Annotated in this window: 1 protein-coding gene (running past one end of the window); it reads left to right on the forward strand. The window is 74.8% G+C overall.

The annotated features are described in order from the left end of the window. On the forward strand, positions 1–19,035 hold the 5' portion of the coding sequence (locus BAW75_RS00020; protein WP_104112326.1) for a type I polyketide synthase. It continues 10,785 nt past the right edge of the window; the window shows 19,035 of its 29,820 coding nt (coding positions 1–19,035); its start codon is at positions 1–3; its stop codon lies off the right edge, out of view.

Consider the following 19,035-nt stretch of genomic DNA (forward strand, 5'->3'; position numbering starts at 1 on the left):
ATGTCTACGTCCGCAGACAAGGTCGTCGAGGCGCTTCGCGCGTCGCTCAAGGAGACGGGCCGCCTCCGTCAGCTCAACCAGCAGCTGACCGCCGCCGCCAGGGAGCCGATCGCCATCGTCGCGATGTCCTGCCGCTATCCGGGTGGCGTCGCCAGCCCCGAGCAGCTCTGGGACCTGGTGGCCTCCGGCGGCGACGCGATCGGCGGCTTCCCGACGGACCGGGGCTGGGACCTGGACAACCTGTACGACCCGGACGCCGACCGGGCCGGCCGCTCCACCACCCGCGAGGGCGGCTTCCTCTACGACGCGGCCGACTTCGACGCGGAGTTCTTCGGCATCTCGCCGCGCGAGGCCGTGGCGATGGACCCCCAGCAGCGGCTGCTGCTGGAGACGTCGTGGGAGGCGTTCGAGCACGCCGGCGTCGCGCCCGCCTCGATGCGGGGGCAGAAGGTCGGCGTCTTCGTCGGCACCGCCGCCAACGGCTACGGCATGGGCCCGCAGAGCGAGGCCGAGGGCGCCGACGAGGGCTACCTGCTGACCGGTACGGCCACCAGCGTCGTCTCCGGGCGGATCGCGTACGCCCTCGGCCTGGAGGGCCCCGCGGTCACCGTGGACACCGCCTGCTCGTCGTCGCTGGTCGCCCTGCACCTGGCGTGCCAGGCGCTGCGGCAGGGCGACTTCGACCTGGCCCTGGCCGGCGGGGTGTGCGTCATGGCCACCCCCGGCCCGTTCGTGGGCTTCTCCCGGCAGCGGGGGCTCGCCCCCGACGGCCGCTGCAAGTCGTTCGCCGCCGCCGCCGACGGCACCGGCTGGTCCGAGGGCGTCGGCATGCTGCTGGTGGAGCGGCTGTCGGACGCGCAGCGCAAGGGACACCCGGTCCTCGCCGTGATCCGCGGCAGCGCCGTCAACCAGGACGGCGCGTCCAACGGTCTCACCGCCCCCAACGGGCCGGCCCAGCAGCGGGTGATCCGGCAGGCCCTCGCGAACGCGCGGCTGACCACGGCCGACGTGGACGCCGTCGAGGCGCACGGCACCGGCACCGTCCTCGGTGACCCGATCGAGGCGCAGGCCCTGCTGGCCACGTACGGCCAGGGCCGCCCTGCCGACCGGCCGCTGCTGCTCGGCTCGATCAAGTCGAACATCGGCCACAGCCAGTCGGCCGCCGGCGTGGCCGGTGTGATCAAGATGGTGATGGCGATGCGGCACGGGCTCGTGCCGTCCACCCTGCACGTCGACGAGCCGACGCCGAAGGTGGACTGGTCGGCCGGCGAGGTGTCGCTGGTGACCGAGGCGACGCCGTGGCCCGCGACCGACCGTCCCCGCCGGGCGGCCGTGTCGTCGTTCGGGATCTCCGGCACGAACGCGCACACCATCATCGAGGAACCGCCCGCCCCGGACGCCGCCGACCCCGCCGACACCGGGCCGGCCCCCACCGTCGCCCTGCCGGCGGTGCCCGTGCTGCTCTCCGCCCGCTCCGAGGCAGCGCTCAGCGCGCAGGCGGGTCGCTGGGCCCGGTGGCTGGAGGACGACGAGGCCCTCCGCACCGTGGACGTCGGCTGGTCGTCGGTCGTGTCGCGCTCCGCGCTGGAGCACCGGGCCGTGGTCTCCGCGACCGGCCGTGAGGAGCTGCTGGCCGGGCTGCGTGCCCTGGCCGCCGGGCAGCCGTCCGGCGCGCTGGTCGCCGGGCAGGCCGCCGACCGGGGTCCGCTCGCGGTGCTCTTCTCCGGTCAAGGCGCGCAGCGTGCCGGCATGGGCCGGGAGTTGTACGCGGAGTTCCCGGTTTTCGCCGCCGCGCTGGACGAGGTGTGCGCACAGCTCGACGCGCTGTTGCCGCGCCCGCTCAAGGAGGTGCTGTTCGCAGCCGAGGGTTCCGCCGAGGCGGAGCTGCTGGACCGGACGGTGTTCACGCAGGCGGGTCTGTTCGCGGTCGAGGTGGCGTTGTTCCGCCTGGTGGAGTCGTTCGGCGTCGCCCCTGACCTGGTCGGCGGTCACTCGATCGGCGAGGTCACGGCCGCGCATGTGGCGGGGGTGTTGTCGCTGGCGGATGCGTGTGTGTTGGTGGCGGCGCGGGGCCGGTTGATGCAGGCGTTGCCGGCCGGTGGTGGGATGGTGGCCGTTGCGGCGGCCGAGGCCGATGTGCTGGCGACGCTGGACGGCTTGACCGGTGTGGGGGTCGCGGCTGTCAACGGGCCGACGTCGGTGGTGGTCTCCGGTGCGGTGGAGGCGCTCGACGAGGTGGAGCGGGTCTGGCGTGGGCGGGGTGTGCGTACGCGCCGGTTGTCGGTGAGTCATGCGTTCCACAGTCCGTTGATGGAGCCGATGCTGGACGAGTTCCGGGTGGTCCTGGAGGGGTTGACGTTCGAGGCGCCGGCGTTGCCGGTCGTGTCGAACGTGACCGGTGCGCCGGCTGACGTCGACGAGATCCGTAGTCCCGACTACTGGGTGCGGCACGTGCGGGAGGCTGTGCGTTTCGCCGACGGGGTCGCCGCGCTGCGCGCCGCCGGGGTGGACACGTTCCTGGAGATCGGCCCGCGCAGCGTCCTGACCGCGATGGTCGGCGACATCCTGCCCGCCGACGACGGGGTGCTGGCCGTCGCCGCGCAGCGCGCCGACCGCCCCGAGGCGCGGGCCCTGCTCGCCGGCCTCTCCGAGCTGCACGTCAACGGGGTACCCGTCGACTGGGCGGCCCTCTACGCCGGCGCCGGAGCGACCCCGGTCGCCCTGCCCACGTACGCGTTCCAGCGGCAGCGCTACTGGCCCGAGCAGATGCCGGCCTCGGCCACCGGCCCGGTCAGCCCGGACGTGGTGGACGTCGAGTTCTGGTCGGCCGTCGAGCGCTCCGACGTGGCGGCCCTCGCCGCGCAGTTCGGCACCGACGGGGCGGGCGTCCTGGCCCCGGCCCTGCCGGTCCTGTCGTCCTGGCGCAAGGCGCGGCTGCGGGACGCCGTAGTCGACAGCTGGTCGTACCGGGTGGTGTGGAAGCGGACCACCGTCCCCGCACCGCTCACCCCGCCGGGACGCTGGCTGCTCGTGGAGCCCGCCGACGACGCCGCCACGACCGAGTGGGCCGGGGCGCTCGCGGGGGCGCTGAGCGCCGCCGGCGGCGAGGTGTACCGGCTGGCGGTGGACCCGCTCGCCGAGCGCGACGAGGTGACGTCGCGGCTGGCCGGCGCCGTGGGGGACACCCCGTTCACCGGGATCGTCTCCCTGCTGGGCCTGCTGGAGCGACCCCACCCCGGCCAGCCGGCGGTGCCGCTCGGCAGGTCCGCCACGATGACGCTGGTGCAGGCCCTGCACGCCGCCGACGTCGCGGCACCACTGTGGATGCTCACGCGGGGCGCTGTCGGCACCGGCGACACCGACCCGGTGCGCAGCGTCGCCCAGGGCGGGCTGTGGGGCCTGGCCCGGGTCGCCGGGCTGGAACACCCGCAGCTCTGGGGCGGCCTGGTCGACCTGCCGGACGCGCCCGGGCGCGACGACTGGGACCACGCGGTGGGCGTCCTGACCGCGGGCGGCCACGAGGACCAGGTTGCCGTGCGGCCCTCCGGCGTCTTCGTGCGGCGCCTGGTGCGCGCCACGCCGGCGGCCGTCGGCACCGTCGACCGCTGGCAGCCGTCCGGCACCGTCCTCGTCACCGGCGGCACCGGGGCGCTCGGCGCGCACGTGGCCCGCTGGGCGGCGGCCAACGGCGCCGAGCACCTCGTGCTGACCAGCCGCCGCGGCGAGCACGCCCCCGGGGCGGCCGAGCTGCGCGACGAACTGACCGCGCTCGGCGCCCGGGTGAGCCTGGTCGCCGCCGACATGGCCGACCGCGCCCGCGTCGAGGCGCTGCTGCGCGACGTCGACGCCGACCCGGCGCCCCTGACCGCGGTGGTGCACGCCGCCGGGGTGGGCCAGCTGAACATGCTCGTCGACACCGACCTCGCCGGCCTGGCCGGGGTGCTCGACGGCAAGATCGCCGGCGCCGTGCACCTGGACGAGCTGCTGGGCGACCGACCGCTCGACGCGTTCGTGCTGTTCTCCTCGATCGCCGGCATCTGGGGCAGCGGCGGCCAGGCCGCGTACGCCGCCGGCAACGCCTTCCTCGACGCCCTCGCCGAGCGGCGCCGCGCCCGCGGCCTGACCGCCACCGCCGTGGCGTGGGGCCCCTGGGCCGACGGCGGCATGGCCAGTGGCGAGGGGCAGGAACTGCTGGCCCGCCGTGGCCTCAGCCCCATGTCGCCGGCCCAGGCCGTGTACGCGCTGCGCAGCGCCGTCGGCCGGGCCGGGCCGGCGGTGACCGTGGCGGACGTCGACTGGTCCCTGTTCACCCCCGCGTTCGCCGCCGCCCGCGCCCGCCCCCTGCTCGACGACATCGCCGAGGCGCGCGACGCCCTGCGCGTGGTCGACGCGGAACCGGAGGGCACCGTCGGCGGCGGGCTGCGGCAGCACCTGCTGACGCTGCCCCGCGCCGAGCAGGACCGCCACCTGACCGAGCTCGTACGCACGCACACCGCCGCCGTGCTCGGCCACTCCGGCACCGAACTGGTCAAGGCCAACCGGGCGTTCAAGGAACTCGGCTTCGACTCGCTGACCGCCGTCGAGCTGCGCAACCGGCTCGGCGCCGCCACCGGCCTCACCCTGCCCACCACCCTGGTCTTCGACTACCCGAACCCGGCCGCCCTCGCCGACCACCTGTCGGCGACGCTGCGCCTGCACGAGGTCGAGACCGTCACCGCCTGGGGCCCCGCCGGGCCGGTCGACGACGACCCGATCGTCATCGTCGGCATGAGCTGCCGCTACCCGGGCGGCGTGGCCAACCCGGACGACCTGTGGGAGCTGGTCGCCACCGGGCGCGACGGCATCAGCGGCTTCCCCGACGACCGCCACTGGGACATGGGCCGGCTGCTGGCCGTCGACGCCGACGGGCAACCCGTCTCACACACCCGCGAGGGCGGCTTCGTCGACGGCGCCACCACATTCGACCCGGGCTTCTTCGGCATCTCGCCGCGCGAGGCCGTCGCCATGGACCCGCAGCAGCGGCTGCTGCTGGAGGCGTCCTGGGAGGCCATGGAGCAGGCCGGCATCGACCCGGAGGAGCTGCGCGGCAGCCGTACCGGCGTCTTCGTGGGCGCCTCCCCGTCGGGCTACGGCACCACCGACACCCCGGCCGAGCTGGCCGGCTACCAGCTCACCGGCGGCGCGCACAGCGTCATCTCGGGCCGGGTGTCGTACACCTTCGGGCTGGAGGGCCCGGCGGTGACGGTCGACACCGCCTGCTCGTCCTCGCTGGTGGCTGTGCACCTGGCCGCCCAGGCGCTGCGCGGCGGCGAATGCGACATGGCGCTGGCAGGCGGCGTCACCGTCATGGTGACGCCCGGCGCCTTCGTCGAGTTCTCCCGCCAGGGCGGCCTCGCCCCGGACGGGCGCTGCAAGTCCTTCGCCGCCGACGCCGACGGCACCGGCTGGTCGGAGGGCGTCGGCGTGCTGCTCGTCCAGCGCCTCTCCGACGCCCGGCGGCAGGGCCGCCAGGTGCTCGCCGTGCTCGCCGGCAGCGCCGTCAACCAGGACGGCGCGTCCAACGGTCTCACCGCCCCCAACGGGCCGGCCCAGCAGCGGGTGATCCGGCAGGCCCTCGCGAACGCCCGACTGACCACGGCCGACGTGGACGCCGTCGAGGCGCACGGCACCGGCACCGTCCTCGGCGACCCGATCGAGGCGCAGGCCCTGCTGGCCACGTACGGCCAGGGCCGCCCTGCCGACCGGCCGCTGCTGCTCGGCTCGATCAAGTCGAACATCGGCCACAGCCAGGCCGCCGCCGGCGTCGCCGGCATGATCAAAATGGTGCAGGCGATGCGGTACGGCCTGCTCCCACGGACCCTGCACCTCGACGAGCCGACCCCCCACGTGGACTGGTCCGCCGGCGCGGTCTCCCTGCTCACCGAGGCGCGCCCCTGGCCGGCGGTGGACCGGCCCCGCCGGGCCGCCGTGTCGTCGTTCGGCATCAGCGGTACGAACGTGCACCTGATCCTGGAGCAGCCGCCCACGCCGACCGACGCGGACGAGCCGGCCGACGGCGACGAGCCGGTCACCGGTGACGAGCCGTCCCGGGTGCCGGCGGTGCTGCCGCTGCTGCTGTCGGCCCGCGACGCGGCCGGGCTGTCGGCACAGGCTGGCCGCTGGGCGCAGTGGCTCGGCGGCACCGGGGCCCCGCGCCCGCTCGACGTGGCGTGGTCGTCGGTGGCGTCGCGTTCCGTACTGGAGCACCGGGCCGTCGTGTGCGGGGCGAGCCGGGACGAACTGCTGGCGGGCCTCGAAGCCGTGTCGGCGGGCGAGGTCTCGGCCGGCGTGCTCACCGGCCCGGGCGGCCAGCGCGGCCAGTTGGCGCTGTTGTTCTCGGGTCAGGGTGCGCAGCGTGCGGGGATGGGTCGGGAGTTGTCGGCCCTGTTCCCGGTGTTCGCCGTCGCGTTGGACGAGGTGTGCGGGCACCTGGATCCGTTGTTGCCGCGTCCGCTGCGGGAGGTGCTGTTCGCTGAGGCGGGTAGTGCTGAGGCGGAGTTGCTGGACCAGACGGTGTTCACGCAGGCCGGGTTGTTCGCGGTCGAGGTGGCGTTGTTCCGCCTGGTGGAGTCGTTCGGGATCGTTCCCGACATGCTGGCCGGTCATTCGATCGGTGAGGTGACCGCGGCGCATGTCGCGGGCGTGTTGTCCCTGGCCGACGCGTGTCAGCTCGTCGCCGCGCGGGGCCGGTTGATGCAGGCGCTGCCCACGGGCGGCGGGATGCTGGCGGTGGCCGCTGATGAGGCTGCGGTGGCGGAGTCTCTCGCCGGGATGACCGATCGGCTGGGTATCGCTGCGGTCAACGGACCCACCGCAGCGGTGGTGTCCGGTGCCGTCGAGGCCCTCGACGAGGTGGAGCGGGTCTGGCGGGAGCGGGGCGTGCGCACTCGCCGGCTGACGGTGAGCCACGCGTTCCACAGTCCGTTGATGGAGCCGATGCTGGCCGAGTTCCGCGCGGTCCTGCACGGCCTCACGTTTGCCACGCCGCTGCTGCCGGTCGTGTCGAACGTGACCGGGGCCCTGGCCGGCGACGAGATCCGCACGGCCGACTACTGGGTGCGGCACGTGCGCGAGGCCGTGCGGTTCGCCGACGGGATCGCCGCTCTGCGGGCTGCCGGTGTGGACACGTTCCTGGAGGTCGGGCCGCAGAGCGTCCTGACCGCGATGACCGCCGACGTGCTGCCTGACGACGACGGTGTGCTGGCGGTGGCTGTGCAGCGCCGGGACCGTCCGGAGGTGCAGGCGTTGCTGCACGCCCTGGCCGAGTTGCACGTGCACGGGATGCCGGTGACCTGGACGCAGTGGTTCGCCGACACCGGCGCACGGCGGGTCGACCTGCCCACGTACGCCTTCCAGCGGGAGCGGTACTGGCTGCCGCCCACCGGCCAGTCCGCCGACGTCTCCGGGGCCGGCCTCGGCGTGGCGCGGCACCCGCTGCTCGGTGCGGCGGTGTCGGTCGCCGGCGAGGACATGGTGGTGCTGACCGGCCGGCTGTCGGTGTCGACGCACCCGTGGCTCGCCGACCACGTCGTCTCCGGCGCCGTGGTGGTGCCGGGCACCGCGCTGGTGGACCTCGTCGTCCGCGCGGGCGACGAGGTCGGCGCGTCCCGCGTCCGCGAGCTGACCGTCCTCGCCCCGCTCGTGCTGCCCGCCACCGGCGGCGGAGTACGGGTCCAGGTCCGGGTCGGTCCCGTCGATGGGACCGGCAGTCGCTCGGTGACCGTGCACTCCCAGCCCGAGGACGACTCCGAGTCGGGCTGGACCCGGCACGCCGACGGCCTCGTCGGCGTCCCCACTGCCGACGAGCCCACCCCGGGCGCCTGGCCGCCACCCGGCGCGTCCGAGGTGGACGTCACCGGCTGGTACGCGACGGTCGCCGAGCACGGGCTCGCGTACGGGCCGGTCTTCCGGGGCCTGCGCCGGGCGTGGACCGCCGACGGCGAGGTGTTCGCCGAGGTCGCCCTCCCCGACGAGGTCACCGGTGACCCGGCGGGCTTCGGGGTGCACCCGGCGTTGCTGGACGCCGCCCTGCACCCCGTCGGGCTGCTGCCCGCCGACCAGTCGGGCGGCGGTCCCCGGGTGCCGTTCGCGTTCGAGGGTGTGCAGGTCCACGCCGTCGGCGCCCGGACGCTCCGGGTCCGCCTCACCGCCTCCGGCAACTCGGTGCGGCTGGTCGCCGCCGACGAGACGGGCGTGCCCGTGGTGTCGGTGGACTCGCTGGCACTGCGCGAGATGACCGGCCTGGCGGCCGCGCCGGACGAGGCGTACCGATCCCTGTTCGAGGTCTCCTGGCAGCCCGAGCAGATCGCCGCGCCCGACGGCGCGTACGGCTGGGCCGTGCTCGGTGACCGCCCGCTCGACGGCGCGCCGCAGCTCCCGGCGTACACCGACGTCGCCGCTCTGACCACGGCGGCGACGGACGGCACCGCCCCGGCGGCGCTGCTGCTACCCGTCACCCCGGCGACCTCCGGGACGGACGTGCCCGACGCGGTGCGCTCCGCCACGACGGACGTCCTCGGCGCGGTGCAGGCGTGGCTGGCGGCCGAGCCGCTGGCGGACTCGCGGCTGGTCGTCGTGACCCGCGGCGCCGTGACCACCGGCGCCGACGACCGCGTCAGCGACCTGGCGGGGGCGGCGGTCTGGGGCCTGCTGCGCTCGGCCCAGTCGGAGCACCCCGGCCGGCTCGTGCTGGCCGACCTGGAACCCGGCGCCGACCTGGACGCCGACCTGCTGGCCCTGCTCGCCGCAGCCGCCGACGACCCCGACCTCGGCGGGCAGGTCGCGGTGCGTTCGGGTACGGCGTACCTGCCGCGGCTGGTCCGCGCCACGGGCGCCGCGCGGACCCCGGCGACCCTCGGCGGGGGAACCGTCCTCGTCACCGGCGGCACCGGATCGCTGGGCGCCCTGGTGTCCGAACACCTCGTCACCGCCTACGGCGTGCGTTCGCTGGTGCTGGCGTCCCGGCAGGGCCCGGCGGCCCCCGGAGCCGACGAGCTGGTGCGGCGGCTGGCCGCGCTGGGCGCGACCGCCCGCGTGGTCGCCACGGACGTGACCGACCGTGAGCGCGTCGGCGAGCTGGTCCGGTCCATCACCGCCGACGACCGCCTGGCCGGGGTGGTCCACACCGCCGGCGTCCTCGACGACGGCATCGTCAGCGGGATCACCGCCGACCGGCTGGCGGACGTGCTGGCCCCGAAGGTCACGGCGGGCTGGTGGCTGCACGAGGCGACCGCCGAGCTGGACCTCGACCTGTTCGTGCTCTTCTCCTCCGTCGCCGGGGTGCTCGGCTCTCCCGGCCAGGCCGCGTACGCGGCCGGCAACGCCTTCCTGGACGCCCTCGCCGTGCTGCGGGCGCAGCGCGGGCTGCCCGCCGTCAGCCTCGCGTGGGGCATGTGGGACACCGACGGCATGGCCGCGTCGATCAACGACACCGACCGGGCGCGGGTGACCCGGGCCGGTCTGGTCCCGATGACCGCCCCGGTCGGGCTCGGGCTGTGGGACGCCGCCCTGACCCACGGCGGCGCGGCGCTGGTGCCGGCCGTTGTCGACCTGCCCGCCATGCGGGCACGGACCGCCGCCGGCCGGGTGCCGGTGATGCTGCGGGGCCTGGTGGGACCGGCAGCGAAGCGTCGCCGCTCCGGCACCGGCGCGTGGGCCGACCGGCTGGCCGGCCTCGACCCGCAGGAGGCGCGTACGCAGGTGGCCCTGCTGGTGCGCGGGATGATCGCGCAGGTGCTCGGCCACGGCGGCGCCGAGGCGGTGCCGGCGGACCGGGCGTTCCGGGAACTGGGCTTCGACTCGCTGACCGCCGTCGAGCTGCGCAACCGGATCAACAGCGCGAGCGGACTGCGGCTCACGTCGACGCTCGTCTTCGACTACCCGACCCCCGCTGCCCTGTCGGAGCACCTGTACGAGCAGCTGTCCGGCCAGGTCGCCGAGCAGCAGCGGGCCGTGCGGGCGACAAACGTCGACGAGCCGATCGCCATCGTGGGCATGGCCTGCCGCTACCCGGGCGGCGTGACGAACCCGCAGCAGCTGTGGGACCTGGTCGCCGCCGGCGCCGACGGTATCGGCGAGTTCCCCACCGACCGGGGCTGGGACCTCGACCGGCTCTTCCACCCCGACCCGGACAACCCCGGGACGTCGTACACCCGCCACGGTGGCTTCCTGTACGGGGCCGCCGAGTTCGACCCGGACTTCTTCGGCATCTCGCCGCGCGAGGCGATCGCCATGGACCCGCAGCAGCGACTGCTGCTGGAGGCGTCCTGGGAGACGTTCGAGTCGGCCGGCCTCGACCCGTCGCGGCTACGTGGCAGCCGGACCGGCGTCTTCGCCGGGCTCATGTACCACGACTATGCCTCCGGCGTGCAGGACCTGCCCGAGGGCGTGGGCGGCTACCTCGGCACCGGCACCTCCGGCAGCGTGCTGTCCGGCCGGGTCGCGTACACCTTCGGCCTCGAAGGCCCGGCGGTCACTGTCGACACGGCGTGCTCGTCGTCGCTGGTCGCGTTGCACCTCGCGGTGCAGGCACTGCGCGGCGGCGAGTGCGATCTCGCCCTGGCCGGTGGCGTGACGGTGATGGCGACGCCGGGCACGTTCATCGAGTTCTCCCGCCAGCGGGGCCTGTCGCAGGACGGTCGCTGCAAGTCGTTCGCGGCGTCGGCGGACGGCACGGGCTGGTCCGAGGGCGTCGGCGTGCTGCTGGTGCAACGACTCTCCGACGCGCAGCGGGAGGGCCGGCGGATCCTGGCGGTGGTACGGGGCAGCGCCGTGAACCAGGACGGCGCGTCGAACGGGCTGACGGCCCCCAACGGCCCGTCGCAGCAGCGGGTCATCCGGCAGGCCCTGGCGAACGCCCGGCTGACCACGGCCGACGTGGACGCCGTCGAGGCGCACGGCACCGGCACGACCCTGGGTGACCCGATCGAGGCGCAGGCCCTGCTGGCGACGTACGGGCAGGACCGGCCCGCCGACCGGCCGCTGTGGCTGGGCTCGATCAAGTCGAACATCGGCCACACCCAGGCCGCCGCCGGGGCGGCCGGCATCATCAAGATGATCATGGCGATGCGGCACGGGGTGCTGCCGTCGACGCTGCACGTCGACGAGCCGTCCCCGCACATCGAGTGGAGCGCCGGGGCGGTCTCCCTGCTCACCGAGGCCCGCGACTGGCCCGCGGCGGGCCGGCCCCGTCGCGCCGCGATCTCGTCGTTCGGCGTCAGCGGCACCAACGCGCACGTGATCATCGAGCAGCCCCCCGCCGAAGCGGAGCCCACCCGGGGCGAGCACGCGCCGACGCCCGCCGCCGGGTCGCTGCCGACGCCCGTGCTGCTCTCGGCCCGCTCCGAGGCCGCCGTCGCGGCGCAGGCCGACCGCTGGGCCCGCTGGATCGCCGACGACGAGAAACTGCGCCCCGCCGACGTCGGCTGGTCGTCGACAGTCAGCCGGGCCGTGCTGGAGCACCGTGCGGTGGTCACCGCGACGGGCCGGGACGAACTGCTGGCCGGGCTGCGGGCGCTCGCCGCCGGTGAGCCGGCCGCCGCCGTGGCAACGGGGACCGGCACGACGCGTACGCAGCTGGCCGTGCTCTTCTCCGGCCAGGGTGCGCAGCGTGCCGGGATGGGCCGGGAGTTGTCCGCCCTGTTCCCGGTGTTCGCCGTCGCGTTGGACGAGGTGTGTGCGCAGCTCGATCCGTTGCTGCCGCGTCCGTTGCGGGAGGTGCTGTTCGCGTCGTCGGGGTCCGCCGAGGCGGGGTTGCTGGATCAGACGGTGTTCACGCAGGCCGGGTTGTTCGCGGTCGAGGTGGCGCTGTTCCGTCTGGTGGAGTCGTTCGGGGTTGTTCCCGATGTGGTGGCTGGTCATTCGATCGGTGAGGTGACGGCTGCGCATGTGGCCGGGGTGTTGTCCCTGGCCGACGCGTGCGTTCTCGTGGCCGCGCGGGGTCGGTTGATGCAGGCGTTGCCGGCCGGTGGCGGGATGCTGGCGGTGGCCGCCGACGAGGCGGCGGTGGTGGAGTCGATCGCGAGGCTGACCGACCGGGTCGGTATCGCGGCCGTCAACGGGCCTGCCGCCGTCGTCGTCTCCGGTGCCGTCGAGGCCCTGGACGAGGTGGAGCGGGTCTGGCGGGAGCGGGGCGTGCGTACGCGCCGGCTGGTGGTAAGTCACGCGTTCCACAGCCCGCTGATGGAGCCGATGCTCGACGAGTTCCGCGCCGTCCTGGCGGGGCTGGCGTTCCGGGCGCCGCTGCTGCCGGTGGTGTCGAACCTGACCGGCGCGCTCGCCGACCCGCAGGAGATCACCCGTGCCGAGTACTGGGTGCGGCACGTGCGGGAGGCCGTCCGCTACGCCGACGGCATCGCCGCCCTGCGGGCCACCGGGGTCGACACCTTCCTGGAGATCGGCCCGCAGAGCGTCCTGACCGCCATGAACGCCGACCTGCTCGCCGATGACGCGCTGGCGGTGGCCGTCCAGCGTCGGGACCGGCCCGCCCCGCAGGCACTGCTGCACGCCCTCGCCGACCTGCACGTCCACGGTGTCCCGGTGACCTGGACGCAGTGGTTCACCGACGCCGGCGCCGCCCGGGTCGACCTGCCCACGTACGCCTTCCAGCACCAGCGGTACTGGCTCGGCGCGGGCCAGACGCGTATCGCCGACGTGTCCGGGGCGGGCCTCGGCGTCGCCGGGCACCCGCTGCTCGGCGCGGCGGTCTCCGTGGCCGGCGAGGACATGGTGGTGCTGACCGGCCGCCTGTCGACGTCGACGCACGCGTGGCTCGCCGACCACGTCGTCTCCGGCGCGGTGATCGTGCCGGGCGCTGCCCTGGTGGAGTTGGCGGTGCGGGCGGGTGACGAGGTGGGTGCGTCGCGGGTGCGGGAGCTGACCGTGTCCGCGCCGCTGGTGCTGCCGGAGTCCGGCGCGGTGCGGGTGCAGGTACGCGTCGGCGCGGCCGACGAGACCGGCACCCGAGTCGTGGCGGTGCACTCGCAGTCCGAGGGTGATCCGGAGGCTGACTGGGTGCGGCATGCGGAGGGCGTGCTGGAGCCGGCGTCGGCCGACGAGCCGGGCGTGGGGGAGTGGCCGCCGGTCGGTGCGTCCGAGGTGGACGTGGCGGGCTGGTATCCGGTGCTTGCGGAGCGTGGCCTGGCGTACGGGCCGGTGTTCCGGGGGCTGCGCCGGGTGTGGACGGGCGGCGACGAGGTGTTCGCCGAGGTGGCGTTGCCGGATGAGGTGGCGACGGAGGCGGCGCGCTTCGGTGTGCACCCGGCGCTGCTGGATGCGGCGCTGCATCCGATCGGACTGCTGGTGGGTGCGGAGGGTCCGGGTGGGCCGCGGGTGCCGTTCGCGTTCGAGGGTGTGCAGGTGTATGCCTCGGGCGCGCGGGTGCTGCGGGTCCGGCTGTCGCGTACGGGCTCGGCGGTGCGTCTGGTCGCGTGCGACGAGTCGGGCGCGGCAGTGGTCTCGGTCGACTCCCTCGCCCTGCGCGAGCTGACCGGCGTGACCGCGGCAGGCGCGGCGGCCCGCGCGATGTTCGAACTCACCTGGCAGGCCGAGGAGATCGCCGCCGCCGGAGACCTCTCCGGCTGGGCGCTGGTCGGCTCGCCGGCAACCGCCGACCTGCCGGCGTACGGCGACGTCGAGGCGCTCGTCGCGGCCGTCGACGCCGGCCGGACGGTCGCACCGAAGGCGCTGCTGCTGCCGCTCGACGCGGCGGAGAGCGCGGTCCCCGACGCGGTACGCGCGGCGACCACGGCCGTGCTGGCGACCGTGCGGTCCTGGCTGGCGGCGGACGCGCTGGCGGAGTCGCGGCTGGTGGTGGTGACCCGGGGCGCGGTGTCGGTGGCGGCGGACGACCGGGTGTCCGACCTGGCCGGTGCGGCGGTGTGGGGTCTGCTGCGGTCGGCGCAGTCGGAGCACCCGGGTCGCATCGTGCTGGCGGACGTCGACGTCGACGTGGACGCCGGGCTGCTGGGTGTGCTGACCACAGTGGCCGACGAGCCGGTGGCGTTCGGTGGTCAGGTCGCGGTGCGTGCGGGTGAGGTGTTCGTGCCGCGCCTGGTGCGTGCGGTCGCTGCGGTGTCGGTGGAGACGCCGGTTGTGGGTGACGGTGCGGTGCTGGTGACCGGTGGTACGGGTGCGCTCGGGGCGTTGGTGGCGGAGCATCTGGTGTCGGCGCATGGTGTGCGGTCGCTGGTGCTGGTGTCGCGGCGCGGTCCGGAAGCCGCCGGTGCGGGCGAGTTGTCGGAGCGGCTGTCGGCGCTGGGTGCGTCGGTGCGGGTCGTTGCCTGTGACGTGACGGACCGGGACCAGGTGTTCGGGCTGGTGGCGGAGGTTTCCGCCGGGGGTCGGCTGGCGGGTGTGGTGCACACCGCTGGTGTCTTGGATGACGGTGTCGTGGAGGGGCTGACGGCGGCGCGGCTGGCCGGGGTGTTGGCGCCGAAGGTTTCGGCGGGTTGGTTCCTGCATGAGGCGACGGCGGCGCTGGATCTCGACTTGTTCGTGGTGTTCTCGTCGGTGGCGGGTGTGTTGGGTTCGCCGGGTCAGTCGGCGTATGCGGCGGGCAACGCGTTCCTCGACGGGCTTGCGGTCCACCGGCGGCAGCTCGGGTTGCCTGCGGTGAGTCTGGCGTGGGGGATGTGGGACACGGCAGGCATGGCCGCCTCGATCGACGAGGCGGACCGGGCGCGGTCCGCGCGGGCGGGTCTGACGCCGATGAGCGCCGAGATCGGGTTGGAGCTGTTCGACGCCGCCCTGGTGGCGGAGCGGCCGGCGTTGGTGCCGGCTGTGATCGACGTACCGGCGATGCGCGCAGCGCTCGGCGCCGGCCCGGCGCCGGCCGTGCTGCGTACCCTGATCGGGTCGACGGCGGCCCGGCGACGGGCCGCGCGGAGCGGCGACTGGGCCAACCAGCTCGCGGGCCTGGCGCCCGACGAGGCACGCGCCCAGATCGACGTGCTGGTGCGCGGTCTGGTCGCGCAGGTGTTGGGGCACGGTGGTGCGGAGTCGGTGCCGGCGGACCGGGCGTTCCGGGAGCTGGGCTTCGACTCGCTGACGGCGGTGGACCTGCGTAACCGGTTGAACGCGGCCACGGGGCTGCGGCTGGCCTCGACGCTGGTGTTCGACTATCCGACCCCGGCCGTGCTCGCCGACCACCTGCACGAGCAGGTCTCCGGGCAGATCACCGCCCGCCAGACGGCGGTGCTCACCGCCGGCACCGACGAGCCGATCGCGATCGTGGGCATGGCCTGCCGCTACCCCGGTGGCGTCGACAGTCCCGACCAGATGTGGGCGTTGCTGGCCGGCGGCGGCGACGGGATCTCGGAGTTCCCCACCGATCGCGGCTGGGACCTGGAGAGCCTGTTCGACCCGGACCCGGAGCACAGCGGTACGTCGTACACGCGCCATGGTGGTTTCCTGTACCGGGCGGCGGAGTTCGACCCGGGCTTCTTCGGTATTTCGCCGCGTGAGGCCCTGGCGATGGATCCGCAGCAGCGGTTGCTGTTGGAGGCGTCGTGGGAGTCGTTCGAGTCGGCGGGGCTTGATCCGCAGCGGTTGCGGGGCAGCCGGACGGGTGTGTTCGCCGGTGTCATGTACCACGACTACGCCTCCCGCCTGATGGACCTGCCGCCGGACGCCGAGGGCTTCGTCGGCACGGGCACGTCGGGCAGCGTGCTGTCCGGTCGGGTCGCCTACACCTTCGGGCTCGAGGGCCCGGCGGTCACCGTCGACACCGCTTGTTCTTCCAGCCTCGTCGCGCTGCACCTCGCCGCGCAGGCGTTGCGTTCCGGCGAGTGTGATCTGGCGTTGGCCGGTGGTGTGACGGTGATGGCGACGCCGGGGACGTTCATCGAGTTCTCCCGGCAGCGCGGCCTGTCGGCCGACGGCCGCTGCAAGTCGTTCGCGGCGTCCGCCGACGGCACCGGCTGGTCCGAGGGCGTCGGCGTGCTGCTCGTGGAACGGCTGTCGGACGCGCGGCGCAACGGGCACCGCGTGCTGGCGGTGGTACGTGGCACGGCCGTGAACCAGGACGGCGCGTCGAACGGGCTGACCGCGCCGAACGGTCCGTCGCAGCAGCGGGTGATCCGGCAGGCGCTGGCGAACGCGCGCCTGTCCCCGGCGGACGTGGATGCCGTGGAGGCGCACGGCACGGGCACGACGCTGGGTGACCCGATCGAGGCGCAGGCTCTGCTGGCGACGTACGGGCAGGAGCGTCCGCAGGATCGGCCGTTGCTGTTGGGGTCGGTGAAGTCGAACATCGGGCACACGCAGGCGGCTGCCGGTGTGGCCGGTGTGATCAAGATGGTCATGGCGATGCGGCACGGTCTGGTGCCGGCGACGCTGCACGTGGACGAGGCGTCGCCGCATGTCGACTGGTCGGCGGGGGCGGTGGCCCTGGCCACCGAGCCCACCCCGTGGCCGGCCGTGGACCGGCCGCGTCGGGCGGCGGTGTCGTCGTTCGGGATCTCCGGCACGAACGCGCATGTGATCATCGAGCAGCCGCCGGTTGAGACGATCGAGGGTGAGGTCGTCGCCCGCGACGTGCCGCCGGTCGTGCCGGTGCTGCTGTCGGCCCGCGATGCCGCCGCGCTGTCGGCGCAGGCGGGCCGGTGGGCGCGCTGGCTGACCGCCGACGAGGCCCCGCGTCCGCTGGACGTGGCCTGGTCCTCCGTCACCACCCGGCCCGCGCTGGAACACCGGGCGGTCGTCACCGCCGCCGACCGGGACGACCTGGTCGCGGCGTTGACCGGCCTCGCCGACGGCGACCCCACCGGTACGGTCGTCTCCGGCGCCACCGGCCAGCGCGGCCAGATCGCGCTGCTCTTCTCCGGCCAGGGCGCGCAGCGTGCCGGGATGGGCCGGGAGCTGTACGCCGGGTTCCCGGTGTTCGCCGCCGCGCTGGACGAGGTGTGTGCGCAGCTCGATCCGTTGCTGCCGCGTCCGCTCAAGGACGTGCTGTTCGCGTCGGAGGGTTCCGCCGAGGCGGAGTTGCTGGATCAGACGGTGTTCACGCAGGCCGGGTTGTTCGCGGTCGAGGTGGCGTTGTTCCGTCTGGTGGAGTCGTTCGGGGTCGTGCCGGACATGCTGGCTGGTCACTCGATCGGTGAGGTGACCGCGGCGCATGTCGCGGGCGTGTTGTCCCTGGCCGACGCGTGTCAGCTCGTCGCCGCGCGGGGTCGGTTGATGCAGGCGCTGCCGACCGGTGGCGGGATGCTGGCCGTTGCCGCCGATGAGGCGGCGGTGGCGGAGTCGATCGTCGGGCTGACCGGCCGGGTCGGTGTCGCGGCCGTCAACGGCCCCGCAGCAGTGGTGGTGTCGGGTGCCGTCGAGGCCCTGGACGAGGTGGAGCGGGTCTGGCGGGATCGGGGCGTGCGTACGCGCCGGCTGACGGTGAGCCATGCGTTCCACAGTCCGTTGATGGAGCCGATGCTGGCCGATTTCCGCGCGGTCCTGCATGGCCTCACGTTTGCTGCGCCGTTGTTGCCGGTGGTGTCGAACGTGACGGGTGCCCTGGCCGACGCAGGCGAGATCTGCACGCCGGAGTATTGGGTGCGGCATGTGCGCGAGGCGGTGCGCTACGCCGATGGGATCGCCGCTCTGCGGGCTGCCGGGGTGGACACGTTCCTGGAGGTCGGGCCGCAGAGCGTCCTGACCGCGATGACCGCCGACGTGCTGCCCGACGACGACGGTGTGCTGGCGGTGGCTGTGCAGCGCCGGGACCGTCCGGAGGCGCACGCGCTGCTGCACGCCCTGGCGGAGCTGCACGTGCACGGGATGCCGGTGACCTGGACGCAGTGGTTCGCCGAGACCGGCGCGCGCCGCGTCGACCTGCCCACGTACGCCTTCCAGCACCAGCGCTACTGGCCCACCGCCGGCCGGGCGCGTACGGGCGACGTGTCCGGGGCCGGACTCGGCCGCACCGGGCACCCGCTGCTCGGCGCGACAGTGGACCTGGCCGGCGACGACGAGATGGTGCTGACCGGCCGGCTCTCCCTGACCACGCACCCGTGGCTGGCCGACCACACGGTCTCCGGGCTGACGCTCGTACCCGGCACGGCCCTGGTCGAGCTGGCCGTACGGGCCGGCGACGAGGTGGGCCTCTCCCGGCTGCGTGAGCTGACCATGGCCGCCCCGCTGGTGCTCCCCGAATCCGGCGGCGTACGCATTCAGGTGCGGGTGTCCACGTCGGAGTCGCCGCAGCGTCCCGTCGCCGTCTACTCCCGCCCCGACGACGATCCCGAGGCGGGCTGGACCCGGCACGCGGAGGGTGTGCTGGAGGCGTCCACCGCCGACGAGCCCGACACGATCACCTGGCCCCCCGCCCCGACGTCGGAGGTGGACCTCGCGGGGTGGTACGCGACGCTGGCGGAGCACGGCCTGGCGTACGGGCCGGTCTTCCAGGGACTCCAGCGCGCCTGGGTCGGCCGCGACGAACTGTTCGCCGAGGTGGCCCTGCCGGAGGCCGCCGCCACGGAGAGCGCCGGATTCGGCGTGCACCCGGCGCTGCTGGACGCCGCCCTGCACCCGATCGGGCTGCTGCTCGGTGGCGAGGAATCGAGCGGACCACGGGTGCCGTTCGCCTTCGAGGGCGTGCAGGTCCACGCCGCAGGCGCGGGGACGCTGCGGGTGCGCCTGACCCGCGACGGCTCCGGACTGCGGCTGGCCGCGTACGACGAGGTGGGCGCGCCGGTCGTGTCGATGGACTCCCTCGTCCTGCGAGAGCTGACCGGCGCGGCCGCGCCGGGCGTGGCCTCGCGGTCGCTGTTCGAGCTGCGGTGGCCGGCCGTGCAGACCGCACCCGCCGGGGAGCTTTCCGGATGGGCGCTGGTGACCGGCGGCCTGGAGCTGCCGGCACCGGTAGGAATGCCCACGTACGCCGACGTGGCGACGGTCACGGGGGAGGAGCCCGTCCCCCGGACGCTGCTGCTGCCGGTGTTCCCCGCGCCCGGCGCGGCGACGCCGGAGTCGGTCCGGGCAGTGACCTCGGACGTGCTGGCGACGGTG

The sequence above is a fragment of the Micromonospora chalcea genome, assembly GCF_002926165.1.
GTDB lineage: Bacteria > Actinomycetota > Actinomycetes > Mycobacteriales > Micromonosporaceae > Micromonospora > Micromonospora chalcea.